Here is a 17,336-nt window from a genome sequence, read left to right as displayed (position 1 = left end):
GGGAAAGTGACGGAGCGGCCCAGGGAGCCGGCCTCGGAGACTCCCTCGGGGACGGCCGTGCAAACCACAGCGGCTGCGCCCCCGGGCGCGGGCGGGCGACTGCCCGACGAGTTGCGGGCGCTCGGGCGCGCGCTGGAGTCTCCCCCGCCGGGCGTGCCGCCGGTGGACGGCGAGACATTGGTCGAGCGGGTGATGGCGCGGATAGTGCGCGCGTCGGCGGCCGGTCCCGCGCCCGCACCGGACCGGGACGGGCGGGACCGGGACGCGCCTCAGGACCAGGACACACGGGTCCGGGTCTGGGCGGAGGAGCGGTGGCAGGACCTGCCCGGCCTGACGGCCGGGCAGGACTCCGGCGTCAGGCGGTCGGCAGACCGGGGGCGGGATAGGCCGCCATCAGCTCGGCGACCTCGGCCCTGATCTTGGTGAGCGTCTCCTCGTCGCCGGTCCCGGCGGCGCCCACGCCCCGGTCGATCCACTCGGCCACGGTGGCCATGTGCTCGGTGCGCAGGCCCCGCGAGGTCAGGGAGGGGGTGCCGATCCGGATGCCGGAGGGGTCGAACGGCTTGCGCGGGTCGAAGGGGACGGTGTTGTAGTTCACCACGATCCCGGCCTGGTCGAGGGCCTTCGCCGCGACCTTGCCCGGCACCTCCTTGGGCGTGAGGTCCATGAGGATCAGGTGGTTGTCGGTGCCGCCGGAGACCAGGTCGAAGCCGCGCGCGAGCAGGGCTTCGGCGAGGGCCTTGGCGTTGGCGACGACGGCGTGGGCGTAGTCGCGGAAGGCGGGCTGGGCGGCCTCGTGCAGAGAGACGGCGATGCCCGCGGTGGTCTGGTTGTGCGGACCGCCCTGAAGCCCGGGGAAGACGGCCTTGTCGATCGCCTTGGCATGCACCTCGCGCGACATCAGCATCGCGCCGCGCGGGCCGCGCAGCGTCTTGTGCGTGGTGGTGGAGATGACATCGGCGTGCGGCACCGGGGAAGGGTGGGCGCCGCCCGCGATCAGCCCGGCGATGTGCGCGATGTCGGCGACCAGCACCGCGTCCACCTCGCGGGCGATCTCCGCGAAGGCGGCGAAGTCGATGGTGCGGGGCACCGCCGTCCCACCGCAGAAGATCACCTTGGGGCGCTCCTTGCGGGCCAGGTCGCGCACCTCGTCGAAGTCGATCAGGCCGGTGTCCTGCCGCACCCCGTACTGGACACCGCGGAACCACCTACCGGTGGCAGAGACGCCCCAGCCATGGGTGAGGTGGCCGCCCATGGGCAGCGACATGCCCATGACGGTGTCGCCGGGCTCGGTGAAGGCCAGATAGACGGCCAGGTTGGCGGGCGAACCGGAGTAGGGCTGCACGTTGGCGTGCTCGACACCGAACACGGCCTTGGCGCGGTCCGCCGCGAGGGTCTCGACCTGGTCGATGATCTGCTGACCCTCGTAGTAGCGGCGGCCCGGGTAGCCCTCGCTGTACTTGTTCTGGAGCACGGTGCCGGAGGCCTCCAGCACGGCGCTGGAGACATAGTTCTCGCTGGGGATCAGGCGCAGGGTCTCCGCCTGGAGCCGCTCCTCCGCGCCGACCAGCGCGGCAAGCTCCGGATCGGCGGCGGCCAGCGCGGGATGGGAGAGAGCGGGGGCGGGAGTGGAAGGGGAATGCGGCAGGCTCACGGTGTCCTCCGGGCGATCGGTCGGTTGGTCCGGTCGTGGTCCCGGGGTGCCCAGGCGGGCGGCACCTCGTGGTGGCTGGAGCGCACCGCTTCCTCGTGGTCTCTTCCACGTTCGCCAGTCACGGTGTGCGGTTCCACTGTAGTCATGGTCCGGTTTCGCCCCAGTCGGGCGTCGGGAGCGACGGGCCCCGCGTACGCCCGGGGGGTGAACAGACTCGTGCGTGGCGCTCCCCGCGGCGTAGCGTGGATGAACCATTCACCTGGTGGGGGTGACCATGCACTACGCGGACGAGACGATCGGCGATCGGATCGGTCGGCTCCGTGAGCGACGGGGGCTGACCCAAGAACAGCTCGCCGAGCTCGCGAACGTGTCAGTGGACACTGTGCGGAAGCTTGAGCAGAACCGACGATTGACGGCTCGGCTTTCCACACTGAACCAGCTCGCCCGCGCCCTGGATGTCGAGACGTCCGCACTGGTCGGTCAGCCGACCACCTTCGAAGTGCGCTCTGATGGCGACACTCCCTCCGTGCTCGCACTGAGGCAGGCGGTTTCACCGCTGTCCGACCTGCTCGGTGAGGACCACGACACGGAAGACCCACCCTCCCTGGGAGCGCTGCGCGCTTCGCTTCGCTCGACGGAAGTCATCCGTCGCGAGGGACGCATGGGCGAAATCGGTTCGCTTCTGCCTCAGCTCATCCGAGACGCTCGCGCTGCGGCCCGCGCCTATCACAGCAGCGACCAAGCAGCCGCCCATGCCGTCCTGGCCGAGGCATACCAAGTAGCGGCGACCACGCTCACAGCGCTGGGCAAGGAAGACGCCGCGTTCACCGCCATGGAACGCGCTACGGAGGCGGCCAGACGCTCCGACGACCCCCACCTCGAATCCATTGGCGCCTCAACCCTGGCGTGGATCTTCACGAAGCAAGGCCGCCTTGAAGATGCCGAGCGCGTGGCACTGACCTATTCCGACCAGATCAACCCCGGCTTCCGCTCTCAGCCTGTGGATCTCTCGCTGTGGGGAATTCTGCTGCTGCGGGCGGCCACTGCGACCGTGCGTCAGGGCGAGGGCAAGTACGACAGGGTGAAGGAGCTGCTGAGGCTGTCAACGGGCGCCGCAGCAAGCATCGGGACCGATCGCCTCGACTACGCCACTCCGTTCGGCCCGACCAACGTGGGTGTGGCGAAGGTGAATTTCCTGGTTGAGATGGAGCAAAGCGCCGATGCGGTAGCCACGGCCCGCACTGTGCAGGGCGTCGGCTCGCTTCCTCCGACGTGGCGGGCACGATTTCATGTGGATCGCGCCCTGGCGTACTCCGATCTCCGCCAGGATGCGTCGGCCATCCGTGCCCTGCTGAAAGCGGAGGAGGACGCACCCGAGTGGATGAGGTACCACGGCACCGCACGCCAGCTTGTGGCCGAGCTGCGCAGCCGGGAGCGGCGCCGTACCTCCCCGGTGACGCAACTCGCAGACCGTCTTCACCTGGACGGGTAGGGCATCGCGTCCTACCCGAGTGCGAAACCAGGACAGCTCGTCACTGTCTGTTCGTGAGCGGTGCCCTTAAGTTACGCCCCACTGAAACAGCGGCCTCGATCGCGCGACCCTCGTCAGGGCAGACCGGCGCCGCCTACGCATGACAACTGGGGCGCATATGACGACCGAAGCCGAACCATGGACACCTCCCAGAGGCCGTAGCGCGCAACTGCAGCCCGCCGGCAAATCGTGGGACGTCGTGCGCGTCCCACGCTTCCTCGGCAAGCCAGCCTTGGAATCGCTCGGCGAAGCCACGGGCTCGGTCATCGAGAACCCCTTCGACGGGGTGCTGTACTGGCTGATCCAGCCCTGTGCCGCGTCCAGTTGGGACACAAGCCTGCTGCCCTCCGTCGAGGTGTGGGGGTCGACGGCCTACATCGAGGTGCCTCCCACAGACCGCACGACCGGGCCCGGCGTCCACTGGCGCGTACCGCTCCGGCACGGCCGGTACCTCACCGACCCGACGGCTCTCCTCGCCGCGCTGAAGATCGCGACCAGCGCGGCGCTCGGCCCACGCGAGGAGGCGTCCCGGTGACCGAATGCTGCTATCGCTGCGACAAGCCCACCCCCGAACCGATCACCGTGCTGCGCGCATCAGCCTCCGGGCCCGGCTGCCTGCGCCACCTGTGCCCGGACTGCAACCGACGACGACCGCACCCCGACGCCGACCTCTACGACGTGCTGGTCACCTTGCAGCGCGAGAGGCAGACGACGACATGACCGCCCCGGCCAACGCCAGGCGCCTGTCCCCGTACTGCGCCATGTACACGGCCGAGCCCGACACCACGCCCGACGAGATCCACGCCTTCTGCAAAGGACCGGGCGAGGTAAGGGCGGCGCCCATGCCGCCCGCGTCCCGGGGCGCGCTGATCTTCACCGTGCGCTGCGACTGCGACTGCCACCAGGCCCCGCCCACCTAGACCGTTGCGCCCCTGTTCGGTGTCCAGCGAAGCGTCATATCGGGCAGGTTCTCCATGTTGCGATCACCGTCGTTGGTGTCGAGGACGGTGAACCCGTGGCGCTCGTAGAACGCGCGGGCCTCGGTGTTCTGCTGAAAGACGTGGAGGGACACCCCGTCGGGGCTGTGCCGCCTTACCTCATCGAGCAGTAGCGTGCCGATGCCCTGCCGACGGACGTCCGGGCGCAGATAGAGGTCTTCGAGCATGTCACCGTCAAGGGCTGCATAGCCGGTGATCTCCGCGTCACGCACTGCCACCCAGGTGCGGCATTGCTTGAGCAGGACGTCCCGAACCCATCGGGTCACCTGCTCGTGATCGCGCTTCTGCGGGGGCAGATAGGGCATGGTCGCCGACCGCGAGGCCATATGGATGCTCGCGATCACGGCCGCATCCGCCTCCTCCGCGCATCGGATCCGAGTCCTGCCGTCATCACGCGTCATTTGCTCATCCATTGATCGATCTCAGTGCTGATCTGCGCTTTCAACTCCGCGGGAGCGAAACTGGCTTCGACCGAGGCACGGGCCAGGTTCGCCAGTTCGGCGTCGCCGTACCCGAAGATCTCGCGGGCGTGCTGGTACTCCGCCGCCAACGACGTCTCCCCGTCAGTGTTCACGGTGACCGTCAGACCGGCCTCGATCAGGCGCGGCAGCGGGTGCTCCGCCAGCGACGGCACCAGGCCGAGCAGGACATTGGAGGAGGGGCAGACCTCCAGCGGCACACGGCGTCTCCGCAACTCGGCCACCAGGTCCGGATCCTCCAACACGCGGATGCCGTGGCCGATCCGCTCCGCGTGCCCCGCCGTCAAGGCCTCCCGGACGCTGGCCGGGCCCGCCGTCTCCCCGGCATGGTGCACCAGGTGCAGCCCCGCCTCGCGGGCGGCCTGGAGCACCTCGGCGAAGGGCGCCGCCGGGTAGGACTCGTCTCCTGCGAGGCCGATGGCGATCACCTGCGGGTACCGGGTGGCCATCTTGAGGCTTTCCCACAGCCGCTCGACGGGGCGACGGCGCGAGTGGTCCAGGATCACCCGAGTTTGGATGCCGTACCGCTCCGCGCCGGCGGCCAGTCCCTCCACCACCGCTTCCAGCGGCATCTCCGGATCGCCGAGGCGCTCGCCGTGGGCCGCCGCGGTGAAGGTGACCTCCGCGTAGCGGACGCCCTGACCCGCCTCGTCCTGGCAGAACTCCTCGGCGATACGACGGAAGTGCCGATGCTCGCGGAGCAGCGCGCGCACCCCGGCCCGCTGGTCTGCGAACTCCCCGAAACTGGTGAATGGCCGGTCCTGGACAGGCGGCTCGCCTCCCAGCTCGCGGATCGTGGCGCGACGGACGGTGCTTTCCAGGTGCGTGTGCAGATGGGCCTTGGGCAGTAGGCGGAGATCTCTCACGGCGGGACTCTAACGACTCCCACAAAATGAGGCTTCTGGATTTCCAGGAGTGAAGTGTCGGCCGCCCCGAGCGACCTGGCAGACGCCGGCCCGCGCTGTGCGGTTCCGCAGCGCCTTCGCCCGCTGGCCACTCCGGCTACAGGGAGCACGGAGACGAAACCCCGGGATCTCGGTGAACGGCACGCGCCAATATGGTGGGCCGATGACGTCGATCAAGAAGTTCCAAGTCACCTTCGACTGCGCAGAACCTGAGCGCCTCGCTCGTTTCTGGTGCGAGGTGTTGGGGTACGTCGTACCGCCGCCGCCGGAGGGGTTTGCCACTTGGGACGATTTCAAGGGCTCGCAACCACCTGAGCAGCGGGATTCATGGTTCGCATGCATTGATCCCTCAGGTGTGGGCCCGCGACTGTACTTCCAGCGCGTCCCCGAAGGGAAGGCCGCGAAGAACCGGGTGCATCTTGATGTGCGGGTCGGCACCGGACTCGTGGGGGAAGAGCGCCTCGCCGCACTTGAGGCCGAATGCGCACGGCTGGTCCCGCTCGGCGCGGTACACGTGCAGACGCTGTATGACGGCAATGATTCGTGCATCCCGATGCTGGACATCGAGGGCAACGAGTTCTGTATCGACTGAAGGGCACGCCGAGCTTGTCTACGGGCTGTGGGCGCCGGAGGCGGGCGACGGGGGCGGAAGCAGTTCGCCACGGGCCAGGGCCAGGACGGTCCGGGCCGCGATGCCACCGATGAGGACGGTGATGGCCGCGAGGACGAGGTACGTGTAGACGACGTGGCCCGCCGGTTTGCCGGCATCGATCCAGTGCAGCGTGGTGGTGGCGACCACGGCCCAGGAGAAGGTGAACGCCCACGTGCTGACCGTGAACCGCAGGCGCGCGTAGAGGGGGATCAGCCGGAGCTGGACGATGACCATCAGCAGTCCGTATCCGGCCAGCCCGGCCGCGATGAAGTCCACCCGGCCCTGGTCGAGTGCGAAGTAGGCGACGCTGGCGATGGCGGCGGGGGCCACCTCGATCGTCATCGTCGGCAGGAGCGGCTCGGGCAGTCGAGGGCGGTGGAACAGCCTTCCCGTAATCATCGAACCGAGGATGAACCAGCAGATCACGCCCAAGCCGAACATGACCTCGGCCAGCCGGGTCTGTCCCACCCTCGCGGCGCTGATGCAGGAAACCAGGCCGCCGGCCACCGTGGGCAGGAAGTAGCCGGGGTGCATCCGGTCCAGGTCCATGTCCCGGCAGACCCACTGTCCGGTGAGCCACCCGCCGAACAGCACGGTCAGCACGAGAAAGACGTCCACCAGGATCTTCCCCGCCGTCGGGCTGTACGGCGCCAGCCCCTCGCTCGCCAGCAGCATCGGGGTGATCAGCGCCAGGGAGGCGAACGGACTCGCCACGGGGTCTTCCAGATCGGCGCGGAGCCTCCCCCTGCCGCCGCACGCGTAGGCCAGATACCAACCCACCGATACCAGCCACACGGCAGCGGCCAGTCCGATCAGGGCTCTTCCGACGATCATCGGAACATGCCCCGCCTGACCAGCGGCCACCCAACTGCCGCCGAGACCGGCCAGGCCGAAGGCCATGCTGAAAATGTTGGGCGGGACGCGCGGTACGGCCATCGCCAGGGCTCCTTTCAGATCCGGCCGATGAGCCCACCGCTACCCACTGTGCGGCCCGCAGGCCGCCTCCGCGACTTTGCCGTGCGGCAGCCCGCGCCAGCCGACCCCCGCGCCGTAAAGTTTCTTCGCAAACCGCCCGGGCGACGATAGAAAAGAGCACTGATCGGCCCCGACACCGAACGGAGCATGACTTTGACCTCAACGGAACGCGCCATTGCCGCCGCCGAGGCCCACAGCGCGCACAACTACCATCCGCTTCCGGTCGTCGTCGCGTCCGCCGAGGGCGCCTGGATGACCGATGTCGAGGGGAGGCGGTACCTCGACATGCTCGCCGGGTACTCGGCGCTCAACTTCGGGCATGGCAACCGCCGGTTGATCGAGGCCGCGAAGGCCCAGCTGGAGCGGGTCACGCTCACCTCCCGCGCGTTCCATCACGACCGCTTCGCCACCTTCTGCTCGGAGCTGGCCGAGCTGTGCGGCATGGAGATGGTGCTGCCCATGAACACGGGGGCGGAGGCGGTGGAGACGGCCGTGAAGACCGCCCGGAAGTGGGGCTACCGGGTCAAGGGCGTTCCGGACGGCCGGGCGAAGATCATCGTCGCGGACAACAACTTCCACGGCCGGACGACCACCGTCATCAGCTTCTCGACCGACCCCGAGGCCCGCGCCGACTTCGGCCCCTACACGCCGGGCTTCGAGATCGTGCCGTACGGCGATCTGGCCGCGATGGAGGCGGCCCTGGACGCCGCCGGTGACGACGCGGTGGCCGTGCTGCTGGAGCCCATCCAGGGCGAGGCGGGGGTGCTGGTGCCGCCGGCCGGCTATCTGGCCGGGGTCCGGGAGCTGACCCGCGCGCGGAACGTGCTGTTCATGGCGGACGAGATCCAGTCCGGCCTGGGCCGCACCGGCAGGACCTTCGCCTGCGAGCACGAGGGCGTCGTCCCGGACGTCTATGTGCTGGGCAAGGCGCTCGGCGGCGGTGTGGTGCCGGTGTCGGCGGTGGTGTCCTCCCATGAGGTGCTCGGGGTGTACCGGCCGGGCGAACACGGTTCGACCTTCGGCGGCAACCCCCTGGCCTGCGCGGTCGCGCTGGAGGTCATCGCCATACTGCGGACGGGCGAGTACCAGCAGCGGGCGGCGGAGCTCGGCGAGCATCTGCACGGCGAGCTGGGGCTGCTGGTGGAGAGCCCGGCGTACCGGGGCGGCGTGCGGGCCGTGCGCGGGCGGGGGCTGTGGGCGGGGGTGGACATCGACCCCGCGCTCGGCACCGGGCGGCAGATCTCGGAGCAGCTCATGGACCGGGGGGTGCTGGTCAAGGACACCCATGGCTCCACGATCCGGCTCGCGCCCCCGCTGGTGATCAGCAAGGAGGATCTGGACTGGGGGCTGGACCAGCTGCGGGCGGTTCTGGCCGGGTGAGCGCCCGCGCCTGATCGAGCCGGCGGAGGGCCGTCGGGCAGCGCTCGGCGGCCCTCACCCCGGCATCACACCGGGAGCGCCCGGCACAGCGCCTCCAGCGCGCCCGCGAACGCGTGGTCTGGCGGGGTCCCGTAGCCGACCACCAGCGCGTCGGCCGGTTCGGCCGGTTCGCCCGGCTCCCCGCCGGGCCGGGCGGCGGCCGGCTCGTGCCGGAAGCGGGCCAGTCCGTCCATCGCCAGTCCCTGCCAGGCCGCGCCCTGCACCACGGAGCGCTCGGTCCCCGGCGGGATGTCGAGCACCGCGTGCAGCCCCGCCGCGATCCCCCTGACCCGCACCCCCGGCGCGCGCTCGGCGAGCGCCGCGACCAGCTGGTCGCGGCGGCGCCGGTAGCGCAGCCGCATGCCGCGCACATGGCGGTCGTACGCCCCGGAGTCGAGGAACTCGGCGAGCGTCAGCTGGTCCAGCGCGGCCGTCGGCCACTCCCCCGCCTCCTTGACCGCCAGCACGCCGTCCATCAGATGGGCCGGCACCACCATCCAGGCCAGCCGCAGCGCCGGGGCCAGGCTCTTGCTCGACGTGCCCAGGTAGAGCACGCGCTCGGGGTCGAGCCCTTGGAGCGCCCCGACCGGGTTGCGGTCGTAGCGGAACTCCCCGTCGTAGTCGTCCTCCACCACCAGCCCGCCGGTGCGGGAGGCCCAGTCGACCACGGCGGCGCGGCGGTCGGGGTGCAGGGACACCCCGGTCGGGAACTGATGCGCCGGGGTGAGCATGACGGTCCGTACGCCGCCGAGCCCGGCCAGCTCGTCGGTGCGGGCGCCGCGGTCGTCGACCGGCAGCGGCACGGTGCGCAGCCCGGCGCGCCGCATGACGTCCCAGTGGAAGTCCAGCCCGTACGACTCGACGGCCACGTCCCGCTCGCCCGCGGCCCGGAGCACCCTGCTGAGCACGGCCAGCCCCTGTTTGAAGCCCGCGCAGACCACGATCCGCTCCGGGTCGGCCCGCACCCCCCGGGCGCGCGCCACATAGTCGGCGAGCGCGCGGCGCAGCTCGGGCCGCCCGCGCGGCCCGCCGTACGCGAAGGCGTCGCTCGGCGCCGCGGCCAGGGCCCGCCGGGCGGCGGAGAGCCAGGCCCCGCGGGGGAAGGACGAGACATCGGGCGAGCCGGGCCGCAGGTCGTAGGCGGGGTGGCGGTGCGGCGCGGCGGCCGGCGGGGTGCGCGGGGGCAGAGGCTCGGGCGGTACGACGCGCTGGGCGACGCGGGTTCCCGAGCCCTGCCGGGCGGTGAGCCAGCCTTCGGCGACGAGCTCGCCGTAGGCGTCGGCGACGGTGTTACGGGCGATGCCGAGGTCGGCGGCGAGCGAGCGGGAGGAGGGCAGCCGGGTGCCGGGGGCGAGGCGTCCGCCGCGTACGGCGTCGCGCAGGGAGCGGATGAGCGCGGCGCGCACCCCCGTGGTGCCGTGTCCCGGAAGGCCGGACCGCAGGTCAGACCCCAGGTCCAAATGAAGATCGGCGCCGGGCCCGGCCGGGGGCGGCCCGGAAATGGCCCATGAATCCTCCATGGAAATGGACCATACCCCTGGGCTACTCGCGTCCTAGCGTGGCAGTCATGACGACCACCGACAAGACATCCCGGAGCACCCACGAGCACGGCCCCCGCATGCGGCTGGCGAAGCTCGCCCCCGAGTTCTACAAGGCGATGGTCGGCCTCGACGCGGCGGCCCGCAAGGACCTCGACCCCGCCCTGGTCGACCTCATCAAGATCCGCGCCTCGCAGATCAACCACTGCGCGTTCTGCGTCAACATGCACACCCGGGACGCGCGCGAGGCGGGCGAGACCGAGGAGCGCCTGCACCTCCTCAGCGCCTGGGAGGAGGCGGCGGGCTTCTTCACCGAGAAGGAGCGGGCGGCGCTCGCGCTGACCGAGGCCGTCACCGTGCTGACCGACGGCTTCGTCCCGGACGCGGTGTACGAGCGGGCGGCGGCCCACTTCGAGGAGGCCGAACTCGCCCAGGTCATCGCCGCGATCATCGCCATCAACGCCTGGAACCGCATTGGCGTCAGCACCCGCATGGTGCCGGGCAGGGCATGACCGGCACCTTCGCGCGGCCGACGGGATGCGGCGCGCCGGGTGCGACTCGCGTCACGTTCGGCCCGGGTCCGTTCCGCCGGTCCCCGGCCGCGGCCGCGGCCGCGGCGATCGCCGCGGAACCGCGCCCGGCGTAAGGCCATAATCCCGACAAGGGAATACGGCTCTCCCGATTTCTCACCGCAAAGCCGACCAATAACGCCAACGGGATTCCCCCGGAACCCAGCGACATTTAAAGCCGCTGGACACGTCTGCGGGGCGGAGTTATCGTGCACTCGAATTCCGGGAAAACCTGGAAAAGCGGTACAGAAATCGGGGAGCAACAACAGAATGACAAATCTCATAGGGGAGCGCGGAGCGGCCGAACGCCTGGGTGGGGGACGCCGGTTGGCGACCCGTGCGGTGCTGGCCGCGGCGCTTTCCGTGGGCGCGCTGGCGGGCGCCGGGGCGGCGCAGGCCGACGAAAATCCCTCGACTCCGACCCCCAGGATTATCGGCGGCCATGACGCCACCGAAAACTACTCATTCATCGTTTCCTTGCAGAAGGAAAGGAACGGTGATCCGGACGGTCACCGTTGCACCGGAGCGCTGATCCGCAAGGACTGGGTGGTGACCGCGGCCCACTGCGTCACCGAGCCGGGCACCGGCTCGGACCCGTACACGGTCATGGACCCGGCGCTGTTCCACGTCCGGGTGGGCTCCAACGACCGGACCACCGGCGGCACCGTCGCGAAGATCAAGAAGATCGAGGTCGACCCCGGGTACAAGTGGCTCGACGACCGCTCCGAGGGCTACGACGTGGCGCTCCTCCAGCTCGACACCGCGGTGACCAACAAGCCGGTCGCCCTGGCGCCCACATCGACCAAGGAGGGCACCGCGGTTCGCCAGCTCGGCTGGGGCTACACCTCGACGGCCGACGTCGGCGACGTGAGCAAGCTCCCGGTGAAGCTCCAGGAGCTCGACACCACGGTGCTCAACCCGGCCGCGGAAGAGTGCCGGGTGGACGCCGCGGGGGACGACGCGTGGGGCATCCGCGAGGGCGATGTGTGCACGGACAACCCGCAGGACACCTACGGCCCGTGCAACGGTGACTCCGGCTCGCCGCTGCTGAGGAAGGTCAACGGCCGCTGGCAGATCGTCGGCGTGGACAGCCGTGGCATCGGCGAGGTCTGCGGTTCGACCCCGGACATCTACACCGACCTCCACTACCACCGCTCCTGGCTGACCAGCGTCATCGGCTGACCAACGACCCCGTACGCCCGCACGCCGACACTCACGTCGGCGTGCGGGCGTACGGGTCAGCCGGCGAACCAGCGGACGGGGGCCGGGCGCAGGTTCTCGTAGACGTGCTTGGTCTCGCGGTATGCGGCCAGCCCCGAGGGTCCCAGCTCGCGCCCGACGCCGGACTTGCCGAACCCGCCCCACTCGGCCTGCGGGAGGTACGGGTGGTAGTCGTTGATCCACACGGTGCCGTGCCGCAGCCGCCCCGCGACGCGGCGCGCCCGCGCGGTGTCCCGGGACCAGACGGCGCCCGCGAGCCCGTACTCCGTGTCGTTGGCGAGCGCGACGGCCTCGTCCTCGGTCCGGAAGGACTCGACGGTCAGGATCGGGCCGAAGGTCTCCTCCCGCACCACCCGCATCTCGCGGTGGCACTGGTCGAGGATCGTCGGCAGATAGAAGTACCCGGTCGCGGGGCGGGACTCGGACGGCTCGGGCTGCTCGCCGCCGCAGCGCAGCAGCGCGCCCTCCTCCAGCGCGGCGGCCACATATGCCTCGGCCTTGTCCAACTGCGCGGCCGATACGAGCGGTCCGCACTCGACGCCCGGCTCGGTGCCGCGCCCCAGCCTGATCTTCCGGGCCCGGCGGGCGAGTTCGGCGACGAACCGCTCGCGCACCGGCTCCTCGATGATCAGCCGGGCCCCGGCCGAGCAGACCTGGCCGCTGTGGATGAAGGCGGCGTTGAGGGCCTGGTCGACCGCGGTGTCAAAGCCCTCGGCGGTGTCGCAGGCGTCGGCGAAGACGACATTGGGGTTCTTGCCGCCGAGTTCGAGCACGACCTTCTTCACGCCCGGCGCGGCCGCCCGCATCACCTTCGTACCGCCGGCCAGACTGCCGGTGAAGGACACCAGATCCACATCGGGGTGCTCGGCCAGGCGGGCGCCGACGGGGTCGCCCGCGCCGGTCACCAGATTGCCGACCCCGGCCGACAGCCCGGCCTCGGCCAGGAGCTTCATCAGATGCACCGTCGACAGCGGGGTCAGTTCGCTGGGCTTGACGACGAACGTGTTGCCCGCGACGAGCGCCGGGGCGACCTTCCAGCCGGCCTGGAGCAGCGGATAGTTCCACGGGGCGAGCAGCGCGCAGACGCCCACCGGCTCGTGCACGACCACGCTGTGCACATCGTGCGTGCCCGCGTCAACCACGCGCCCGGCCGGCTCGGAGGCGGCCAACCGGGCGAAGTAGCGAAAGGCGTTGGTGACGTCGTCGACGTCGACCCGCCCCTCCTGGAGCGTCTTGCCGGTGTCGCGGCTCTCGGACAGCGCGATCTTCTCACGGTCGCGCTGGAGCAGATCGGCGGCGCGGAGCAGCAGCGCCGCCCGCTCGGCCACCGGCGTATGCGGCCAGGGGCCCGTGTCGAAGGCGCGGCGGGCGGCGGCGACGGCCGCGTCGGCGTCGTCGGAGCCGCCCTCGGACACGACCGCGAGGGTCTTGGCGTCCGCGGGGTCGAGGACCTCCCGCTGCGCGCCGGATGCGGCGGCGCGCCACACCCCGTCCACAAGAATGGTCTCGGCTGCCGACACGTCCGCTCCGCCTTCCGATGCCGCGGGATTCGCGCCGCCGGCCTCGCCGACGACGCCGAGCCCCTCCCCGAACGGACCGGGCCCATGCCTGATTCTCGTTCAGAAGTGGCCGGACTCACCCGATCACGAGACTCGCGGACGGGCCGGGTCAATTCTGGAAGGAGTCGACGGCGGTCCGCTGGATCTCCTCCTGCCCGGCGCGATCGCCGGCCGGGCCGATGACCAGCACGGCGTACATCGTGCCGTCGGGCGCGGCGAAGCGGTGGTCGAGGATGCGCCGGAGGCCGCCGTACTCCTGGCTGTCGTACGTGTACTCCAGCTCCGCCGCGTCCATCGCGCCCTGGCCCGCGCGCTCCAGGGTGATCCGCTCATAGCCGCGCTGGCGCGAGGCGATTCGCTCCGCTTCCCGCGCGGACTCGTACGGAGTGCTCTCCGGGCCGTGCAACTCGAAGATCTGAAGCCTGGTGGCCTGGTCGGACGAGGTGTAGAAGACGCTGGGGCCCTCGACGGTGCGCCGCCATCCGTCCGGGACGGCGAGGGTGAAGCCCGCCGGGTCGTCCTCCGTACGGAAGCCCTCGGGCGGCTCGCCCGGCGGCGCGGAGGGCGGGTCCGAAGGGGTCTGTGACGGGGACTCGTACGGGCCCGCCGAGGGAGACGCCGTGGGGGAGGTCGATGGGGAGGCCGACGGGGTGCCGGACTCCGGTCCGGGAGCCGGGAAGGTGTCGGAGGGCGGTGTACCGTCCCCGCCCGACGGCCCGGGCGCCGGGCCGTCGCTCACCCCGGGAAAGAGCCCCGCCCGCTGCCCGGCCTTGCCGTCGCTCCCGAACGCCACCCATCCGGCGAACGCGACCGCGCCGCACAACACCACCGCCACGGCGGCCACCCGCAGGCCCCGCCTGGCGTCGCGCTCGTCGTATCCCGTGCCCGTATCGCCGGCCATGCGCTCCCCCGCCCCCGAGGCCGGCGTCAACCCTCACCGGCAACCCCTCCCAAAATAGGGGAATCCCCGCCACAGTCATAGAGAATGGCGAAAGGGCCACCCTCCGGAGTGAATACCGGAAGGTGGCCCTTCGGATACGAACGCGGATACGGCTACGTACCCCGCACGGCCGTACAGCCCTACAGCCGTACAGCCGTCAGATCAGGCCGAGGCCGCGCACGGCGTCGCGCTCCTCCTCCAGCTCCTTCACCGACGCGTCGATGCGGGCGCGCGAGAAGTCGTTGATGTCCAGGCCCTGGACGATCTCGAACTTGCCGTCCTTGGCAGTGACCGGGAAGGACGAGATGAGCCCCTCCGCCACGCCGTACGAGCCGTCGGAGACCACACCGGCGGAGGTCCAGTCCCCGGCCGTGGTGCCGTTGACCCAGGTGTACACGTGGTCGATGGCGGCGTTGGCGGCGGAGGCGGCCGACGAGGCGCCGCGCGCCTCGATGATCGCGGCACCGCGCTTGGCGACGGTCGGGATGAACGTGTCGGCCAGCCACTGCTCGTCGTTCAGGACCTCCGCGGCGTTCTTGCCCGCGACCTCGGCGTGGAAGACGTCCGGGTACTGGGTGGCGGAGTGGTTGCCCCAGATCGTGAGCTTGGAGATCTCCGAGACCGGGACGCCGGTCTTCTTCGAGAGCTGCGACAGGGCGCGGTTGTGGTCCAGGCGGGTCATCGCGGTGAAGCGCTCGGCCGGTACGTCCGGGGCGGCGGCCTGCGCGATGAGCGCGTTGGTGTTCGCCGGGTTGCCCACGACCAGGACCTTGATGTCGTCCGCCGCGTGGTCGTTGATGGCCTTGCCCTGCGGCTTGAAGATGCCGCCGTTGGCCTCCAGCAGGTCGCCGCGCTCCATGCCCTTCGTCCGCGGGCGGGCGCCGACCAGCAGCGCCACGTTCGCGCCGTTGAAGGCCACGTTCGGGTCGTCGGTGATGTCGATGCCCTGAAGCAGCGGGAAGGCGCAGTCGTCGAGCTCCATCGCGGTGCCCTCGGCGGCCTTCAGACCCTGGGGAATCTCCAGGAGGTTCAGCTTGACCGGCACATCCGCGCCGAGGAGCTGGCCGGAGGCGATGCGGAAGAGCAGCGCGTAGCCGATCTGGCCGGCCGCGCCGGTGACGGTGACATTGACGGGAGTGCGGGTCATGGCGGTCTCCTGCGCTGTGTTTTCTGTCGATCTCTTGGTGTCGAGATACCCGCGTCAGGCTATCCGACGGGGGCGCGCGGAACCCCGGGGGCCACTGTGTAACTGCTCACCGCCGACCGGCAAGGCCGGGCCGGGGCCGCGCGGGCCCCGGCCCGGCATTCGGCGGCCGCCTGCCGGCAAGGGGGGAGTGAGCAGACGGCCGCCCCGGCGCCATGCCGCACCCGTGGGGGGTAGGCGTGCGCCTGCCCTGATTCGGCGCGGGCATTCCCACCGATGCCGATATTCCTCGGAGACTCCCTCGAACGAGGGGCGCGCTACGGTGCGCCGGTGCGCCCCGTGGTGGCCGCCGCGGTGCAGCCGCGCTGTCCCGTGGTGAGCGTGGCGCAGCCCTTGGCGCCGGTGGAGGAGCCGACCGAGATCATCGGGGTGTAGGCGTCGCCGTCCGCGTTGACCTTGCCGTTCTCGGCGCTCGCCGGGACGCCGCCCTGGACGGCGGCGGTCACCTGTAAGCGATCGCCGGGACGGCCCTTGGTGATCCGGGCCCATGCCGCGCCGCACACCTTGCTGTAGCGCACCTCGACATACGCGCTGCCCACCGTCACGCTCGCGGTCGTCCTGGCGTACGTGCCGCCGCACCCCATCGCCTCGGGGTCCCGGCCGGTGCACTCCTGGCCCGCGCACTTCACCCCGCTGGGCAGCCCGGGGCCGGTGGTCGTGGTCCGGCCGGGCGCCGGGTCCTTCAGCCGCTCGTCCGCGTGGCCCCCCGGATTGACCAGGAGCACCGCGCCCGCGGTCACCAGCGCCACCCCGACCGCCGCGGCGCCGAACAGCGGGGCGCGGCGGCGCCGCCGGTCCGGCGACGGCGGCCGTGACGACGGCCCGGCGCCGTCGGGGGCGCCCGCACGCGGCGATCCCGGCCGGTCGGGCGGCGCGGGGAGCACGGTCGGCGTGGCGGAGACGAGCGGGGGGTCCGCCACGGCCCGGGCGGCGACGGCCCTGAGCACCGCCTCGGAGCGGGAGGTCTCGGCGCGGGGCGGCTCGGTGCGGGGAGGCTCGGTACGCGGTGGCTCCAGCTCGGTACGGGGCGGCTCGGCGCGGAGTGGGTCTGCGTGGACTAGGTCTGCGCGGAGTGGTTCGGTACGCGGCAACTCGGCGTGGGGTAACTCCGCGCGCGGCGGCTCGACACGGGGCGTCGCGGCCCTCGGCTCTCCCAGCGCGGCCCGCGCCTGCGCGACCCTGATCGACTCCATCGTGACGTCGTGCCGCAGCTCGGAGCGGCTCCACGCGCGCTCCGCCAGCTCCCACAGGGTGCTCAGATGCTCGACGTCCGTGCCGGTCGCCTCGGCCAGCGCCACCACCGCGCCCTGCGGCGGCAGCAGACGGCCGTTCAGATAGCGCTCCCATGACGTCTTGCTGTAACCGGTGCGGTCGGCGACCGCGACCAGGCTCAGCTCGCTCTGCTCGACGAGCCGGCGCAGTTGCCCGGCGAACTCCCGAACCTGCGGATCGAGCTCCTCCGGCAGCTCCCTCCAACGAGGCATTTGCCTCCCCCTGTCCCCCCGCATGTACCCGTGAACTTCCCCTGCCCTGCCCAAGAATGACAGTTCCCCCAGCAGGGGCGCACCGGAGCATTCCGGACTCCGATGCGCTCTCCCATGCGCCCCTACACAGCTGTTGCGCACCCGGGACGTCGTACCGGAATGGTCACTTCCGCGCCACAGGCCCTCGACGTCCATTGATCCAGCAGGG

At 71.1% G+C, this 17,336-nt stretch carries 17 protein-coding genes and 1 riboswitch; of the genes, 8 read left to right on the top strand and 9 right to left on the bottom strand.

Annotated features, from left to right (window positions below; all coding sequences use genetic code 11):
* Window positions 1–355: 355 nt before the first annotated feature.
* The gene (glyA, locus tag ABTY62_RS18295; protein ID WP_352130439.1) at window positions 356–1,654 is read right to left on the bottom strand and encodes a serine hydroxymethyltransferase; all 1,299 of its coding nucleotides are present in this window, start codon (window positions 1,652–1,654) and stop codon (window positions 356–358) included.
* 41 nt (window positions 1,655–1,695) lie between these two features.
* Window positions 1,696–1,786, bottom strand: a riboswitch (ZMP/ZTP riboswitch).
* Between the two features lie 142 nt (window positions 1,787–1,928).
* On the opposite strand from glyA, the gene ABTY62_RS18290 reads away from it, so the two are divergent.
* The 4 genes from ABTY62_RS18290 (at window position 1,929) to ABTY62_RS18275 (ending at window position 4,105) form a co-directional block, all read left to right on the top strand.
* A complete protein-coding gene (locus tag ABTY62_RS18290) occupies window positions 1,929–3,146 on the top strand; it encodes a helix-turn-helix domain-containing protein (RefSeq protein ID WP_352130532.1) in 1,218 nt (405 codons plus the stop codon).
* A 238-nt stretch (window positions 3,147–3,384) separates the two neighbouring features.
* Complete coding sequence (locus ABTY62_RS18285) at window positions 3,385–3,720, top strand: hypothetical protein (RefSeq protein ID WP_352130438.1); 336 nt, start codon at window positions 3,385–3,387, stop codon at window positions 3,718–3,720.
* Window positions 3,717–3,905: a hypothetical protein gene (locus ABTY62_RS18280; RefSeq protein WP_352130437.1), complete on the top strand. Its 189-nt coding sequence runs from the start codon at window positions 3,717–3,719 to the stop codon at window positions 3,903–3,905. Before ABTY62_RS18285 ends, ABTY62_RS18280 begins: the two co-directional genes overlap by 4 nt.
* Window positions 3,902–4,105, top strand: coding sequence for a hypothetical protein (locus ABTY62_RS18275; protein ID WP_352130436.1), 204 nt, complete (start codon window positions 3,902–3,904; stop codon window positions 4,103–4,105). The genes ABTY62_RS18280 and ABTY62_RS18275 overlap by 4 nt, the downstream gene beginning before the upstream one ends.
* On the opposite strand, the gene ABTY62_RS18270 is transcribed toward ABTY62_RS18275, so the two are convergent.
* Together ABTY62_RS18270 and add are read right to left on the bottom strand one after the other, a co-directional pair.
* Entirely contained in the window at window positions 4,102–4,584 is a 483-nt protein-coding gene (locus ABTY62_RS18270; RefSeq protein ID WP_352130435.1) for a GNAT family N-acetyltransferase, read from the bottom strand. The two genes, ABTY62_RS18275 and ABTY62_RS18270, sit on opposite strands and share 4 nt — an antisense overlap.
* Window positions 4,581–5,528, bottom strand: a complete 948-nt coding sequence (gene add / locus ABTY62_RS18265; RefSeq protein ID WP_352130434.1) for an adenosine deaminase — start codon at window positions 5,526–5,528, stop codon at window positions 4,581–4,583. Before add ends, ABTY62_RS18270 begins: the two co-directional genes overlap by 4 nt.
* A gap of 202 nt (window positions 5,529–5,730) precedes the next feature.
* Here add and ABTY62_RS18260 point away from each other — a divergent pair, with 202 nt between their 5' ends.
* Complete coding sequence (locus ABTY62_RS18260; protein WP_352130433.1) at window positions 5,731–6,159, top strand: VOC family protein; 429 nt, start codon at window positions 5,731–5,733, stop codon at window positions 6,157–6,159.
* An 18-nt stretch (window positions 6,160–6,177) separates the two neighbouring features.
* Here ABTY62_RS18260 and ABTY62_RS18255 read toward each other — a convergent pair whose 3' ends face one another.
* Window positions 6,178–7,155: an SLAC1 family transporter gene (locus ABTY62_RS18255; RefSeq protein ID WP_352130432.1), complete on the bottom strand. Its 978-nt coding sequence runs from the start codon at window positions 7,153–7,155 to the stop codon at window positions 6,178–6,180.
* 192 nt (window positions 7,156–7,347) lie between these two features.
* Between ABTY62_RS18255 and rocD the strand changes: the two genes are divergently transcribed.
* The gene (gene rocD / locus ABTY62_RS18250; RefSeq protein ID WP_352130531.1) at window positions 7,348–8,574 is read left to right on the top strand and encodes an ornithine--oxo-acid transaminase; all 1,227 of its coding nucleotides are present in this window, start codon (window positions 7,348–7,350) and stop codon (window positions 8,572–8,574) included.
* A 65-nt stretch (window positions 8,575–8,639) separates the two neighbouring features.
* Here rocD and pdxR read toward each other — a convergent pair whose 3' ends face one another.
* Complete coding sequence (pdxR, locus tag ABTY62_RS18245) at window positions 8,640–10,133, bottom strand: MocR-like pyridoxine biosynthesis transcription factor PdxR (protein ID WP_352130431.1); 1,494 nt, start codon at window positions 10,131–10,133, stop codon at window positions 8,640–8,642.
* A gap of 47 nt (window positions 10,134–10,180) precedes the next feature.
* Here pdxR and ABTY62_RS18240 point away from each other — a divergent pair, with 47 nt between their 5' ends.
* Entirely contained in the window at window positions 10,181–10,663 is a 483-nt protein-coding gene (locus tag ABTY62_RS18240; protein WP_352130430.1) for a carboxymuconolactone decarboxylase family protein, read from the top strand.
* 327 nt (window positions 10,664–10,990) lie between these two features.
* A complete protein-coding gene (locus ABTY62_RS18235) occupies window positions 10,991–11,902 on the top strand; it encodes a S1 family peptidase (protein ID WP_352130429.1) in 912 nt (303 codons plus the stop codon).
* A gap of 56 nt (window positions 11,903–11,958) precedes the next feature.
* On the opposite strand, the gene ABTY62_RS18230 is transcribed toward ABTY62_RS18235, so the two are convergent.
* The 4 genes from ABTY62_RS18230 to ABTY62_RS18215 form a co-directional block, all read right to left on the bottom strand.
* Window positions 11,959–13,461, bottom strand: coding sequence for an aldehyde dehydrogenase family protein (locus ABTY62_RS18230; protein ID WP_352130428.1), 1,503 nt, complete (start codon window positions 13,459–13,461; stop codon window positions 11,959–11,961).
* A 148-nt stretch (window positions 13,462–13,609) separates the two neighbouring features.
* A complete protein-coding gene (locus ABTY62_RS18225; RefSeq protein WP_352130427.1) occupies window positions 13,610–14,401 on the bottom strand; it encodes a serine/threonine kinase C-terminal domain-containing protein in 792 nt (263 codons plus the stop codon).
* A gap of 196 nt (window positions 14,402–14,597) precedes the next feature.
* Window positions 14,598–15,587, bottom strand: coding sequence for a malate dehydrogenase (locus ABTY62_RS18220; RefSeq protein ID WP_352130426.1), 990 nt, complete (start codon window positions 15,585–15,587; stop codon window positions 14,598–14,600).
* A 314-nt stretch (window positions 15,588–15,901) separates the two neighbouring features.
* Complete coding sequence (locus tag ABTY62_RS18215; RefSeq protein WP_352130425.1) at window positions 15,902–17,128, bottom strand: helix-turn-helix domain-containing protein; 1,227 nt, start codon at window positions 17,126–17,128, stop codon at window positions 15,902–15,904.
* Between the last annotated feature and the right edge of the window lie 208 nt (window positions 17,129–17,336).

This window comes from Streptomyces sp. NPDC097640 (assembly GCF_040302705.1).
In the GTDB taxonomy this organism is placed as follows: Bacteria; Actinomycetota; Actinomycetes; order Streptomycetales; family Streptomycetaceae; genus Streptomyces.
Note: the sequence above shows the minus strand (reverse complement) of the source record. Positions and strands in the feature narration are given on the sequence as shown.